11 protein-coding genes are annotated in these 13,000 nt (G+C 62.8%); 4 read left to right on the forward strand and 7 right to left on the reverse strand.

All coding sequences use genetic code 11. The features are described 5' to 3' along the window. Positions 1-151: 151 nt before the first annotated feature. Positions 152-547, forward strand: a complete 396-nt coding sequence (locus JEQ47_RS04335; protein WP_198875151.1) for a DUF2237 family protein — start codon at positions 152-154, stop codon at positions 545-547. Positions 548-746: 199 nt separating this feature from the next. Here the strand turns inward: JEQ47_RS04335 and JEQ47_RS04340 are convergent, their stop codons facing one another. The 4 genes from JEQ47_RS04340 to araD1 form a co-directional block, all read right to left on the reverse strand. Continuing rightward, positions 747-1,235 (reverse strand): SRPBCC domain-containing protein, encoded by a 489-nt coding sequence (locus JEQ47_RS04340; protein WP_198875152.1) that lies wholly within the window; start codon positions 1,233-1,235, stop codon positions 747-749. Between the two features lie 7 nt (positions 1,236-1,242). Next, positions 1,243-1,596 carry an ArsR/SmtB family transcription factor gene (locus tag JEQ47_RS04345; RefSeq protein WP_198875153.1) on the reverse strand — a complete coding sequence of 118 codons (354 nt, stop codon included), beginning with the start codon at positions 1,594-1,596 and terminating at the stop codon, positions 1,243-1,245. A 56-nt stretch (positions 1,597-1,652) separates the two neighbouring features. Next, positions 1,653-2,675: an aldo/keto reductase gene (locus JEQ47_RS04350; protein WP_198875154.1), complete on the reverse strand. Its 1,023-nt coding sequence runs from the start codon at positions 2,673-2,675 to the stop codon at positions 1,653-1,655. Positions 2,676-2,851: 176 nt separating this feature from the next. Continuing rightward, positions 2,852-3,844: an AraD1 family protein gene (gene araD1 / locus JEQ47_RS04355; RefSeq protein ID WP_198875155.1), complete on the reverse strand. Its 993-nt coding sequence runs from the start codon at positions 3,842-3,844 to the stop codon at positions 2,852-2,854. 279 nt (positions 3,845-4,123) lie between these two features. Here araD1 and recA point away from each other — a divergent pair, with 279 nt between their 5' ends. Together recA and alaS are read left to right on the forward strand one after the other, a co-directional pair. Continuing rightward, a complete protein-coding gene (gene recA, locus JEQ47_RS04360; protein ID WP_198875156.1) occupies positions 4,124-5,200 on the forward strand; it encodes a recombinase RecA in 1,077 nt (358 codons plus the stop codon). A gap of 280 nt (positions 5,201-5,480) precedes the next feature. Continuing rightward, on the forward strand, positions 5,481-8,120 hold the full coding sequence (gene alaS / locus JEQ47_RS04365) for an alanine--tRNA ligase (RefSeq protein WP_198875157.1): 2,640 nt from the start codon (positions 5,481-5,483) through the stop codon (positions 8,118-8,120). A 166-nt stretch (positions 8,121-8,286) separates the two neighbouring features. On the opposite strand, the gene JEQ47_RS04370 is transcribed toward alaS, so the two are convergent. Both JEQ47_RS04370 and JEQ47_RS04375 read right to left on the reverse strand, forming a co-directional pair. After that, entirely contained in the window at positions 8,287-9,171 is an 885-nt protein-coding gene (locus JEQ47_RS04370; RefSeq protein WP_198875158.1) for a DMT family transporter, read from the reverse strand. Positions 9,172-9,245: 74 nt separating this feature from the next. Further along, the gene (locus tag JEQ47_RS04375) at positions 9,246-10,253 is read right to left on the reverse strand and encodes a glycerophosphodiester phosphodiesterase family protein (protein WP_198875159.1); all 1,008 of its coding nucleotides are present in this window, start codon (positions 10,251-10,253) and stop codon (positions 9,246-9,248) included. 173 nt (positions 10,254-10,426) lie between these two features. On the opposite strand from JEQ47_RS04375, the gene JEQ47_RS04380 reads away from it, so the two are divergent. Continuing rightward, entirely contained in the window at positions 10,427-12,124 is a 1,698-nt protein-coding gene (locus JEQ47_RS04380; RefSeq protein WP_198875160.1) for a vWA domain-containing protein, read from the forward strand. 45 nt (positions 12,125-12,169) lie between these two features. On the opposite strand, the gene JEQ47_RS04385 is transcribed toward JEQ47_RS04380, so the two are convergent. Next, positions 12,170-12,904, reverse strand: coding sequence for a head GIN domain-containing protein (locus tag JEQ47_RS04385; RefSeq protein WP_198875161.1), 735 nt, complete (start codon positions 12,902-12,904; stop codon positions 12,170-12,172). Positions 12,905-13,000: the final 96 nt, after the last annotated feature.

Consider the following 13,000-nt stretch of genomic DNA (forward strand, 5'->3'; position numbering starts at 1 on the left):
GGTGGCGCCGTGAGCAGTCACCCCACCCTCGGTCCCTCCCCATCAAGGGGAGGGAGGCGCAGGGGGTGGAGCTAGTGTTCATCGTCTCCCTCCCCCTTGTGGGGAGGGATCAAGGGTGGGGGTGCCTTCACCCAGTAAGTTGAGAATAGCTATGACCGCCGTCCCCCGCATCGAAGGCCCGAATGAGTTCAACGTCCTGGGCGAGCCGCTGCAATCCTGCTCCGACGATCCGCTGACCGGGTATTTCCGCTCTGGTTACTGCGCGGCGGGGCCGGAGGGGGCTGCCGTGCACCTGGTCTGCATCGAGGTCAGTGACGACTTCCTCGACTATTCGAAAAGCGTCGGCAACGACCTCTCGACAGCAATGCCTCAATACAATTTTCCCGGGCTGGTCGCCGGCAATCGTTGGTGCCTCGTCGCCAATCGCTGGGCCCAGGCCCATAATGCCGGCAAGGCTCCGCGCGTCTATCTGCGCAGCACCAACCAGCGCGTGCTGGACCTTGTTCCGCTTGAATTCCTAAAGGCTTACGCGCTCGATTTAAATTGATGAATCGGGGCGGTCCGCCCTCGATTACCCCTCCAGAGCGTCATCCCCGCGAAAGCGGGGACCTTCGTTTTAGCATGACGTCGCAAACAGGGGTTCCCGCTTTCGCAGGAATGACCGGTGGATGGTCTCAGCCATTTGCCATTCCCGCCCCGCCTTCATCACCACCCAGGGTGACCATCGAGTTTGGCGCGGGAGCCGGTTACCCCAGTTCCGCCGCCAATAGCTGGTCTAGGGTCTGAAAACTCATTTCCATGCCGTCGGCCATGCCCGTAGCGACAACCATGTCGCGATGGGCCTGTGAGGTGCAGGTCAAGGTGTTGACGAGATCGGTGCCGGGGCCATCAAGATCGAAACGGAGTTCGGTGCGGTAGGCTGGGCCCATGACACCGCCATCGAAGAGTTCGGAACTGTCGATGTAGTGCATGGCGTCAATGCGGCTGATCTTGCCCGACACTGCCAGGAAATCGCCCTGACGTGGCCCATGCCATTCGAAGCGATAACCGCCACCCTCGCGTGCGTCATAGGCGCAGACCGGCATGGTCCAGCGGTCTGGCCCGGTGAGCCAGCGCCGGATCAGGCTGGGCTGAGTATAGCAGGCGAAAACTAGATGCGGCGGAGCAGCAAAGCTCCTGACCAGCAGGACCTGCGTATCCGACGGCGTCGAGACGGAAAGCGGATCGCCCAGCATAGTCGGCCTAGTTCTTTCCTGCTGCGGCTTCGATGGCCTGCAACTCCTCCAGGAGGCCGTCGAGCCGGCCGAACTGCGCAGACCAGTATTTGCGGTATTCGATCAGCCAGCCTGTCGCTTCGGCCAGCGGCTGCGCTTCGAGATGCACGGGTCGCTTCTGGGCATCGCGTCCACGCGACACCAGCCCTGCCTTTTCCAGCACTTTGAGATGTTTGGAAATCGCTGGCTGGCTCATGGCGAAGGGCTCTGCCAGGTCCATGACCGTGACATCGCCCTCGCGCGCAAGCCGCTGCAGGATGGCCCGGCGGGTCGGATCCGAAAGCGCCTGGAAGGTAGCGTCGAGCCGGGCAGAATCCTGCATGAGCGATCCAGTTACAAAACCATATAGTTATTTATATGGTTGAATGGCCAGACGGGTCAAGCCGTTCCGCCGGGGATCGGCGTACCGGGGGCAAGCAGCCCCTCGTCCGCGAGCGTCGTCCACAGGGCAGTCGGGATCTTCGTATCCCACCAGCCCAGGATGCCATCCAGTTCTTCGGGGGAACGCGGACCCGGCACGACATTGCACACCGCCGGATGGGTCAGCGGGAATTGCAGCGCGGCCGCGGGCAGGGGCACATTGAAGGCTTTGCAGACCGCCTCGATGGCGCGCACGCGCGTGACGACGGCCTCGGGTGCCTTGGCATAGTTGAACGTCTCACCGCCCGCCAGGATACCCGAATTGAACGGGCCGGCGGCCACCACGGAGGCCTTGCGCTCCACGCAGGTCGACAAGAATGGAGTGAGCGATGTCTGCTCCAGGAGGGTATAGCGTCCCGCCAGCATGAACACGTCCCAGTCGCCGACGGCGAAGGCGTCCATGAGCACCTGCCATTCGTTGACCCCTAGGCCGATGGCCTGGACGGCGCCGGACTCGCGCAATTCGCGCAGCGCCTTGTACCCACCACCCTTGGTGAACTGTTCCCAATAGGGCTTGTTGCCCTCAACGCCATGCGTTCCGGCACCAAGGTCGTGGACGTAGAGGATTTCGACGCTGTTCATGCCCAGCCGCTGCAGGCTGTCCTCGAAGGACCGCATGAACCCGTCATAGGAATAGTCGTAGACGCGCTGGAAGGGGAACGGGTCGACGAATTCGGTGCCGTGATCATAGGGGCCGCGCACCGGCTTCATCAGCCGCCCGACCTTGGTCGACAGGACCATGCCGGCCCGATGGTCGCGCAGCGCGTCGCCGACCAGGTGTTCGGAGCGGCCGAACCCATAGTGAGGCGCCGTGTCGAAATAGGTGATGCCGGCTTCGAGCGCATGGCGCACGGTGGCGCGGGCTTGTTCGGCCGGAACCGGCTTCCAGCTCCCGGCCAGTGTCGCGCCGCCCAGGCCAAGCGTGGTCACTTCCAGGTCGGTCTGCCCGACGCGGCGCTTTTCGAACGTTCGACTAGCCATCTCGCCCTCCCAAATCGTTGGCGGATAACTGACATGTTAGTTGCCGGGAGTAAAGCCGAAGCGTCTAGTCGCTTCGTCATTGCCCGACCCGTCCGGGAAATCCATGCCGGCTGAATATGGATCGCCGGGACAAGCCCGGCGATGACGCATTCCAATGAATATACGTGTCGAGGGGACTAGTAGAGCCCCGAAATCACCACGGGCTTTTCCGTCTCCACCTGCACCGGATTGCGCAAGGCCAGGCCGAACTGGCCTTCCTCGATCTCGAACGTGTCGCCGGGCCTGGTCGAAATGCCGTCGGCAAAGCTCAGCGTCGCCGTGCCGAACATATGCACATGCACGTCGCCCGGATGGCAGAAGAGATCGTATTTGAAGTGGTGATATTCGAGGTTGGCGATGGTGTGGCTCATATTGTCCTCGCCCGAGAGGAACGGCTTTTCCCACAGCACCTGGCCATCGCGGATGATGCGCGACTTGCCCTCGATGTGGCGGGGCAGGTCGCCCACGCGCAGTTCCGGGCCGAACGAGCAGGCGCGCAGCTTGGAATGGGCGAGATAGAGATAGTTGATCCGCTCAGTGACATGATCGGAAAACTCGTTGCCCAGGGCAAAGCCGAGGCGGCGGGGCTGGCCGTTCTGGTCGATCACGTAGATGCCCGCGATCTCCGGTTCTTCGCCGGCGTCGAGCGCGAAGGAGGGCGAGGGGATGGCCTTGCCCGGATTGGCAACGATATGGCCATTGCCCTTGTAGAACCATTCCGGCTGCACGCCCTTCTGGCCCGCTGCCGGCTTGCCGTTTTCGAGCCCCATGCGGAACATCTTCATGCTGTCCGTCAGCTCTTCGGCGGGCTTGTCGTTCTTCTTGTGCATGGAGTCGCGCGTCGCCGCCGAGCCGAGATGGGTGAGGCCGGTCCCGGTGACATGCAGATGGCTCGGATCGGGATGATCGATGGGTGCGAGCAGACGGCCGTCGCGGGCGATTGCCTGCTTGTCCAACGTTTCACCGAGGCCCTGCGCAGCTACGGCTGCCACCAGGCCATCGCCGCCCCTCAGTGCTACCTGCACCAGTTCATAGACGGTTTCGACGCCGTTGACGCGCTGCGTCGCGCCATCGCGCGTCACGCCCACGGCGCGGCTTCCCTTGTCGTCGGTGAACTGGATCAGGTGCATGGGGCAGTCCTCGGAGATGATTTTGCCGCATAAAACGTGCAGGCGGGGCGGCTGTCCAGTCAAAAATCATACTTTTTAGTTCGGGCTGACGCGCCGGCAAGAATCGCCCTATTGCAGAAGCGAGCACTGCCTCCCACCCTGATGGCTTCGTTCTCATTTTGTCCCTTGACGGGAATGAAACAAAATGAGAACAAATAAAGCACGGAACAAACACATCAGGCATTGGCCGCCTCTCGTCGTTGCACCGTCCTCGAGAGCGTGAAATAAGGAGACAGCATCATGGCAGCTTCGCCGCTTCGCGTTGTTGAGGGTGGATCGATGGACAAGGACAAGGCTCTTGCGGCCGCGCTGAGCCAGATCGAGCGGAATTTCGGCAAGGGCTCGATCATGCGCCTGGGCGAGAACTCCGCCATCGAGGTGGAGGCTATCTCCACGGGTTCGCTGGGTCTCGATATCGCGCTCGGCATTGGCGGCCTGCCCAAGGGCCGTATCGTCGAAATTTTTGGGCCGGAATCCTCGGGCAAGACCACGCTGGCGCTGCATGTCATCGCCGAAGCGCAGCGCAAGGGCGGCATCTGTGCCTTTGTCGACGCCGAACATGCGCTGGACCCGGTCTATGCCCGCAAGCTTGGCGTCAATGTCGATGACCTGCTGATTTCCCAGCCGGACGCGGGCGAACAGGCTCTCGAAATCACCGACACCCTGGTGCGCTCCGGCGCCATCGACGTCCTCGTCGTCGACTCGGTGGCCGCGCTCACCCCGCGCGCCGAGCTCGAAGGCGAAATGGGCGACAGCCTCCCCGGCCAGCAGGCGCGCCTGATGAGCCAGGCCATGCGCAAGCTGACCTCGTCGATTTCCAAGTCGAAGTGCCTCGTTATCTTCATCAACCAGATCCGCATGAAGATCGGCGTCATGTATGGCTCCCCCGAGACGACGACGGGCGGCAACGCGCTCAAGTTCTACGCGTCGGTGCGTCTCGACATCCGCCGCATCGGCGCGCTCAAGGATCGAGAAGAGATCGTGGGCAATCAGACTCGCGTGAAGGTGGTCAAGAACAAGCTCGCTCCGCCGTTCCGTCAGGTTGAATTCGACATCATGTATGGCGAAGGCATTTCCAAGACCGGCGAACTGCTCGACCTGGGCGTCAAGTCCGGCATTGTCGAGAAGTCCGGTGCCTGGTTCTCGTGGGATAGCCAGCGCCTCGGTCAGGGCCGCGAGAATTCGCGCCAGTTCCTCAAGGACAATCCGGAGGTTGCGGCCACCATCGAGCAGGGCGTGCGCGAAAGCTCCGGTCTTCTGGGCGAAGTCCTCCTGGTTGCCGGGGGGGAAGACGACGGCGCCGGCAGCGACGAGTAATCCTCCAAGGGTCGCCAAAATCCCATGCACTGACCCCCGCTTCGGCGGGGGTTTTTGTTTGTGTGTTCCTTGACTGACACTGGGTCATTCCCGCGAAAGCGGGAACCTCTGTTTGTTTATGCGGTGTCGAGAAAACAGGGGTTCCCGCTTTCGCGGGAATGACTCCGGGACGGAAGACGAAAACCAGCCTGTCCCGCTGGACACACCTCCCGCAGCCAAGCTAAAAAGCCCCGATTTTCCTGATGGGCGCGTCCGCGTCCTCGCCCAAGAAAGCCTCTGCATGACCAGCGTAAATGATCTCCGCTCGAGCTTTACCGGCTACTTTGCCCGCAACGGCCACGAGGCCGTGGCGTCGAGCCCCCTGGTGCCGCGCAACGATCCGACGCTGATGTTCACCAATGCAGGCATGGTGCAGTTCAAGAACGTCTTTACCGGCGTGGAGAAGCGCCCCTATTCGACGGCCACCACGGCGCAGAAATGCGTGCGCGCCGGCGGCAAGCACAATGACCTCGACAATGTCGGGTTCACGGCGCGCCACCACACCTTCTTCGAAATGCTGGGCAATTTCTCTTTCGGCGATTACTTCAAGGATCGCGCCATCGAGCTGGCCTGGAACCTGCTCACCAAGGATTGGGGCCTTCCCAGGGAAAAGCTCATGGTCACCGTCTACCAGGACGATGACGAGGCCATGGAGCTGTGGAAGAAGATCGCCGGTCTTCCCGAGGACCGCATCGTTCGGCTCGGCGCCAAGTCCAACTTCTGGCAGATGGGCGATACGGGTCCCTGTGGCCCTTGCTCGGAAATCTTCTACGACCATGGCGACAAGATTTGGGGCGGCCCTCCAGGTTCGCCGGACGAAGATGGCGATCGCTGGATCGAGATCTGGAACCTCGTCTTCATGCAGTTCGAGCAGCATGCCGACGGTTCGCGCACTGGCCTGCCGCGACCTTCGATCGATACCGGCATGGGCCTCGAACGCATTGCCGCGGTCATGCAGGGCGTGCACGACAATTACGACATCGACCTGTTCAAGGCGCTGATCTCCGCTGCGGCGAATGCCACCAATTCCGACATTGCCGGCCCCGGCAACCGGAGCCTGCGCGTCATTGCCGACCACCTGCGCTCGATGAGCTTCCTCATCGCCGAAGGCGTTCTGCCGTCCAACGAAGGCCGCGGCTATGTGCTGCGCCGCATCATGCGTCGCGCCATGCGCCATGCGACCCTGCTCGGCGCCACCGAGCCGACCATCTACAAGCTGGTGGCGACCTTGGTCCGCGAAATGGGCCAGGCCTATCCCGAACTCAGCCGCGGCGAAGCCATGATCGCCGAAACGGTGCGCCTCGAAGAGGGGCGCTTCCTCAAGACGCTCGGCCGTGGCCTGCAGATCCTCGAAGCCGAGACAGCCAATCTTGGCGAGGGCGATACGCTGGCTGGCGCTACCGCTTTCAAGCTCTACGACACCTACGGCTTCCCGCTCGATCTGACGCAGGATGCGCTGCGCTCGCGCAACATCTCTGTCGACCAGGCCGGGTTCGATGCCGCCATGGCCCAGCAGAAGGCCGAGGCCCGCAAGAACTGGGCCGGTTCGGGCGAGGCTGCCACCGACACCGTCTGGTACAGCCTTGCCGACAAGCTCGGGCCGACCGAATTTTTGGGCTACGAGACCGAGACTGCCGAAGGCGAGATCAAGGCTCTCCTCGTTGATGGCAAGGAAGTCGCCAGCATCGAGGCTGGACAGGAAGGCATCGTTGTCGTCAATCAGACGCCATTCTATGGCGAGAGCGGCGGCCAGGTCGGCGATATCGGCACGATCAAGGGCGAGGGTTTTGCCGCCGAGGTGCTCGATACCGGCAAGCATCACGGTGTCTTTGCCCACAAGGTGAAAGTCACCGAGGGTACGCTGAAGGTCGGCCAGGCCGTCGAGCTTGTCGTCGATCATGCGCGCCGCTCGGCAATCCGGTCCAACCATTCGGCCACGCACCTGCTGCACGAGGCGTTGCGCCTGGTGCTTGGCGACCACGTGGCGCAAAAGGGCTCCATGGTCTCGGCCGATCGCCTGCGCTTCGACTTTGTTCACACCAAGCCCATGACCCCGCAGGAAATGGCCGAGGTGGAAGACATCGCCAATGCCATCATTCTCCAGAACACCCCTGTCGAAACCCGCTTGATGGGTGTCGAGGAAGCCAAGGAATCTGGTGCGCGCGCCCTCTTTGGTGAAAAGTATGGCGATGAGGTGCGTGTGGTCTCCATGGGCGAGCCGACCGGCAACGGTCTTGGCTGGTCGGTTGAACTCTGCGGCGGCACCCATGTGCGCCGCACCGGTGATATCGGTCTTGTATCCATCGTCACCGAAACGGCATCGGCCGCCGGCGTGCGCCGCATCGAGGCGCTGACCGGCACTGCCGCGCGCCATCGCGGCAATGCCAACACGGCCATCGTCGCTTCGGCAGCCGGCCTCCTCCGCTCCGGCACGCATGATGTGCTCGACCGCATCGAGGCGCTGCAGAACCAGCTCAAGAGCGCCGAGAAGGCCCTGAGCGATGCCCGCCAGAAGCTGGCTTTGGGCGGTGGCGGCGAAGCCGGTTCGGCCGGTGAAACCGTCAACGGCACGACCTTTGTCGGTCGCGTGGTCGAAGGCGTCGCCGCCAAGGACATCAAGTCGGTGGTCGATGCAGAAAAGAAGCGCATCGGCTCGGGTGTCGTGGTCATCGTGCTCAAGGGCGAGGATGGCAAGGGCACGGTCGCCATTGGCGTTACCGATGATCTCACCGGCAAGTTTGCCGCGGGGACGCTGATCAAGTCGGCCACTGCGGCTTTGGGCGGGCAGGGCGGCGGCGGTCGTCCTGACATGGCCCAGGGCGGCGGCCCGGATGGCGCGAAGGCTGGCGAGGCCATCGCCGCCATCAAGGCGCTGCTCTGACGGATAGCGACGCCATCCAACAACAAGGCCACTCGGCAATGCCGGGTGGCCTTTTTCTTTGATTTTCAACCACGTGGTCATCCCAAAGCGCGGACCTCCGTTTCCGATCCTGCAGTGCAAACAGGGGTTCCCGCTTTAGCGGGAATGACGCGGCGATTGCGCGACGCTACTGCCCGGCGCGGAAGAAGAATAGGCGCGGTTTCCAGCGGATCGGCCGCCGTTCGCTCAGCACATTGAGCAGGCCCGCCGTGACCACGATCAGCATGCCCACTATCGAGATCCAGTCCGGGTATTCGCCAAACAGCACGGCACCAAAGAGGATTGCCCAGATCAACTGGCTGTACTGCACAGGCGCCACGAGATTGGCCGGCGTGCGCTTGGTCGCCGCGATCAGCATGAGGCCGCCTAGGCCGCCGAGCAGGCCAATTGCGGCAAACGTCGCCAGTTGCATGGGCGTCGGCACGACGAAGTAGGGGATCATCAGCAGTCCGTTGACGATGCCCGAATAGAGCACCTGCAAGCCCACAAGGCTTACCCGCCGTTCGCGCGGCGCGACGTGGCGCAGCACGATGGTGGTGATGGCGCCCAGGGTGGCGCCGATCATGATGACGATATGCCCGGGCTCGATCTCGCGCATACCGGGGCGGATCACCAGCACCACACCGAGGAAACAGAGGACCAGCAGCAGCCAGCGCTGCGGCGTCACGGTTTCCTTGAGGAACAGCACCGACAGGATGGTGACGATGATCGGGGTGGTGAAGCCCACCGCATAGACATCGGCAAAGGCGATATGGGTAAAGGCATACATCACGCAGGCCGTGCCGAGAATCGCGGTGGTGCAGCGCAGGTGCACCAGCCAGGGGTGGTGTAGCCGGTACATGTCGCGGAAGCGTTCGCCGCGCTTGGTCAGCATCAGCGGAATAATGGAGAAACTGGTGGTGAAGAAGGCGATCTCGAAGACCGACATGGCCGGTCCGGTGGCCTTGATGAGGGCATCGGAAATGGAAAAGACGGCGTATGCCGCAAAGGCCAGGATGACGCCGACGGGCATCGTGCAATCCAGTAATGAAAATGGGATTCGGCAGGAAGGATGAGCGACCATAGCCGCTCATCCCCGGTCCGTCATCAGGGCACGGGCGGCAATTCGATGGCCGGAATGCTCTTCCACGCCGGCCCGATGACCTCGATGCGGTTGGTCCAGACATAGCCATGGAAATCGCGCGGCACCTGAGCCAGCGTTTCCACGTCGTCGATGCCTGCCGTGCCCGGATCGCCGGCGCCGAAGGGTCCGAGCAGGATGATTTCGCTCCCCGCATCGGCCATGCGCTGCTGGATCAGGTTGGGCCAGCCCCAGAGAAAGGGCGCGATGTTGATGGGCACCATGACCTTGGTATTGCGGCAGGCTTCCGGCACAAAGCCGGTCCAGCCCAGGCCCACATATTGGGTCAGGCAATCGACGAGTCCCCGCCGCGACCAGACATTGAGGTCCTCGATCAGGCCAGCGGCCCGGTAGGTCGGTTCATCGCCGCCATAGGCGCCCCAGATGGCGCTGCGCCATTCCGGATGCTCCGTCACCAGCGCCGCCAGCATGTCGCCCTCGCGCTGCTCCCGGCTCTTGAAATTGACGAGGAAGCGCTGCTCGGGCATGGCCGAAAGCACTTCGGTCAACTCCGGCATCTGACCCACATAGTGGCCGCGGAATGGGTGGGTGGCGCCGCCATCGGCCGTGTAGCCATAGCCGATATCGAGGGCCCGCAGCTCGGCCATGGAATGGCTCCGCGTTTCCCCAGTTCCCTCGGTGCGGCAGTCGACGGTCCAGTCATGCATGACTGCAAACTGGCCGTCCGTGGTGGGATGCACATCGAGCTCGACGATGTCGGCGCCCGAAGCAAACGCGGCTTGCATCGAGGCGATGGTGTTTTCCTGGAGGCCGTGGGTCGGCGCGTAGATGCGCTCGGCTGTACAAGTGTCGTTGTCGAGATTTTCTCGATGGTAGGTCTGATGGACGCCACGATGGGCGATCAGTTGCACGCTGGCATCGGCCTGCGGACCGACGCGCCAGCCGGCATTGTAGAAATAGACAACCGCGACCAGTCCGACTGCGACCAGACCCGCCCAATAGCGCTTCTTCATTTCCGAATCCCCCCTTGTCGGCCCGATCCATTCCCGGCCAAACTGGTGGAATTGCGGCAGGCCCACAAGGTGCGCACCTGAACCGCTCGTTCAGCCCGGATTCAGGCTGAACAAGGCCTTTTCTATGCATGGTCGCCGGGTCGTGGCGACGTTGTTTTCCGGAGGGCATTTTCATGAGACTGCTGAGCAAGGCCATACTGGGCGCCGCCGTGGCGCTGGGCCTGATTTTTCCTGCCGTGGCCGCCGAGCGCGCCATCATCGTGCTCGATGGGTCTGGTTCTATGTGGGCGCAAATCGAGGGTGAGGCGCGCATCACCATTGCCCGCGAGACCTTGTCATCGGTCCTGGCCGAACTGCCCGATGATCTCGAACTCGGCTTCATGACCTATGGTCACCGCGAGAAGGGCAATTGCGACGACATCGAAATGCTGGTCGAGCCCGCCGCCAATACCGGTGCGGCGATCGCCGCTGCGGCTGACAGCATCAACCCCAAGGGCATGACGCCGCTGAGCGACGCGGTGCGGCTCGCCGCCGAGGATCTGCGCTTCACCGAGAACAAGGCGACCGTGATTCTGATCACCGACGGACTGGAGACCTGCGAGGTGGATCCCTGTGCGCTGGGCAGCGATCTCGAAGCCCAGGGCATCGATTTCACCACCCACGTTCTGGGTTTTGGCCTTTCCGACGACGAGGGGCGCCAGGTGGCGTGTCTCGCGGAGAATACCGGCGGCCAGTACCTGTCGGCGCAGAATGGGGACGATCTGGTCTCGGCGCTGACCACGACGGTGGCCCAGGTCACGGAGGTGGTCGAGGTCGCGCCGGAGCCCGAGCCTGAGCCAGTGCCGGAGCCGACACCGGTCCCCGAATACAACCTGCTTCCGACCGCATCGCTGGCCGAAGGCGGCCCGGATATCGACGACAGCGGCTACCAGACCATCGACTGGCAGTGGTTCAAGGTCAACGCCGATGGCAGCAAGGGCGAGTGGGTGGGCACCGACTACTATGCCCGCTTCAAGGGCAATCTAGAGCCGGGCAGCTATATTCTCACCGCCTCCATCGGCTATGCCAGTGTGGATCAGCCGATCACCATCGTCGAGGGCGAAGTTGCCAGGCCGCATTTCGTGATGAATGCCGCCATCTTCAAGCTGCATCCGCGGTCGAGCGAGGGCGCGGAGATCAATAACGATGCCTCCATCGAAATCATCCACGATGGCGAATATCTCACGACCCAGTATGGCGACAAGGAACTGATCCTGCCCGCCGGCCAGCTCGATTTCACCTTCACCATCGGCGAGGCCAGCCTGACCAAGTCTTATGCGCCGAAGGCCGGCGAAACCATCGAGGAAGACGTGGTGCTCGGCACCGGTCTGGCCTTCTTCACCACGGAGTATGCACCGGGTGTGAAGGTCGAGGACGATATCTTCATGGAAATCTTCGACGCCAAGGTGGCGCTCGACGGGTCTCGGACCTCGGTCGCCTATGGCTACAATGGCGAGCAAGACTTTGAATTGCCCCCCGGCGACTATGTCATGGCCTATAGCCTCGACGGCACCGAGGGCGAAATTCCCTTCAGCGTGGCCACGGGCGAGCGCACCGATGTGCCTGTGCTGCTCGAGGCCGGCGTTCTGGCAGTGGCCACGCCGAACGACGACTATGTCGAGATTCGCGGCGCGACCAAGGACATTGCCGGAAACGTCGTCGCCTACGACTATGGCTATGGCCCGGCTTTCCAGACCACGCTCAAGGCCGGCGACTACATCGTCTATAACAGCAAGGGCGAGACGGAGAGCGAGACTCCGGTCACCATCGAGGCAGGCGAACGCTTCGAGCTGACGGTGGAGCACAAGCCGAAGAAGACCAAGACGAAGTAGTCTGGCGCGGAAATGGAAAGGGGCGCTGTGGCGCCCCTTTTGCATTCAGTCGTCGAAGGAAATGTCACCGCCCGAGGAGGCATCGACGTCACGTTCGGCTGGATTGCCGGCAATGTCGATATCCGCGCCGCTCGAGGCATTGGCGCGGACGGCCGTGCGCAGCCTGGCATTGATGTCACTGCCGCTCGACGCCTGCAATTCGCCGCGCTGGGCTTCGAGGTCCTCCGCATCGATGTTGGACCCGCTCGAAGCGTCGAAACGCACATGCGCTGCCGATCCGGAGATTTCGACATCGGAACCGCTCGATGCGCTGACGGTCAGGTTTTCAAGCGCGGCGGCATCCAGCCGAACGCTGGAGCCGGACGAGGCCTCAAGGGACAGGGACTGCCCATTAAGCGCGCCAATATCGACATTGGCTCCCGACGAGGCGGTGGCGCTGGTCAGGGTCGGCAGGCTGATGTCCAGCGTCACGGCATTGCCGCTGTTGAACAGCATGCCGACGAGGCCGCCGCTGAGGATGAAGTCGAGGAAACTGGTTTCGAAGCGCGCCGTCAGCACACCGCCTTCAACGCTGAGGCGGAGGTTGTCGAGCGCGTCGCTGCTGGCCGAATGCGCCCGCACCGAGAACTGGTCGGCCTGGACCACATTGGCGTCGATGCCGGTGGCGATGTCGATGGCGTCAAAGCCGGCGAAGTCGAAGTCTCGCTGCTGGGCCTCGGCGGTGGCGGTCAGGGCCATGCTGATCAGGCCGGCGGCGAATAGCGATTTGTTGGCAGCCATCGTCTTCTCCCTCTGGCGATCACTGCCAGATGGGGGCGCTGCCACCTCGTTCAACCCGCCGTGATCGGGATTTTTCTGCCGCCGGCCCTTGTCTGG

Origin of the sequence: Devosia sediminis (assembly GCF_016411825.1) — a bacterium.
GTDB classification, from domain to species: domain Bacteria; phylum Pseudomonadota; class Alphaproteobacteria; order Rhizobiales; family Devosiaceae; genus Devosia; species Devosia sediminis.

What these genes read in the sequence shown, in the direction of transcription:
- araD1 (WP_198875155.1), bottom strand. Translation starts at nt 3,844, where the DNA reads ATGCACCTGATCCAGTTCACCGACGACAAGGGAAGCCGCGCCGTGGGC.
- recA (WP_198875156.1), top strand. Translation starts at nt 4,124, where the DNA reads ATGGCAGCTTCGCCGCTTCGCGTTGTTGAGGGTGGATCGATGGACAAG.
- JEQ47_RS04340 (WP_198875152.1), bottom strand. Translation starts at nt 1,235, where the DNA reads ATGCTGGGCGATCCGCTTTCCGTCTCGACGCCGTCGGATACGCAGGTC.
- alaS (WP_198875157.1), top strand. Translation starts at nt 5,481, where the DNA reads ATGACCAGCGTAAATGATCTCCGCTCGAGCTTTACCGGCTACTTTGCC.
- JEQ47_RS04380 (WP_198875160.1), top strand. Translation starts at nt 10,427, where the DNA reads ATGAGACTGCTGAGCAAGGCCATACTGGGCGCCGCCGTGGCGCTGGGC.
- JEQ47_RS04350 (WP_198875154.1), bottom strand. Translation starts at nt 2,675, where the DNA reads ATGGCTAGTCGAACGTTCGAAAAGCGCCGCGTCGGGCAGACCGACCTG.
- JEQ47_RS04385 (WP_198875161.1), bottom strand. Translation starts at nt 12,904, where the DNA reads ATGGCTGCCAACAAATCGCTATTCGCCGCCGGCCTGATCAGCATGGCC.
- JEQ47_RS04370 (WP_198875158.1), bottom strand. Translation starts at nt 9,171, where the DNA reads ATGCCCGTCGGCGTCATCCTGGCCTTTGCGGCATACGCCGTCTTTTCC.
- JEQ47_RS04335 (WP_198875151.1), top strand. Translation starts at nt 152, where the DNA reads ATGACCGCCGTCCCCCGCATCGAAGGCCCGAATGAGTTCAACGTCCTG.
- JEQ47_RS04345 (WP_198875153.1), bottom strand. Translation starts at nt 1,596, where the DNA reads ATGCAGGATTCTGCCCGGCTCGACGCTACCTTCCAGGCGCTTTCGGAT.
- JEQ47_RS04375 (WP_198875159.1), bottom strand. Translation starts at nt 10,253, where the DNA reads ATGAAGAAGCGCTATTGGGCGGGTCTGGTCGCAGTCGGACTGGTCGCG.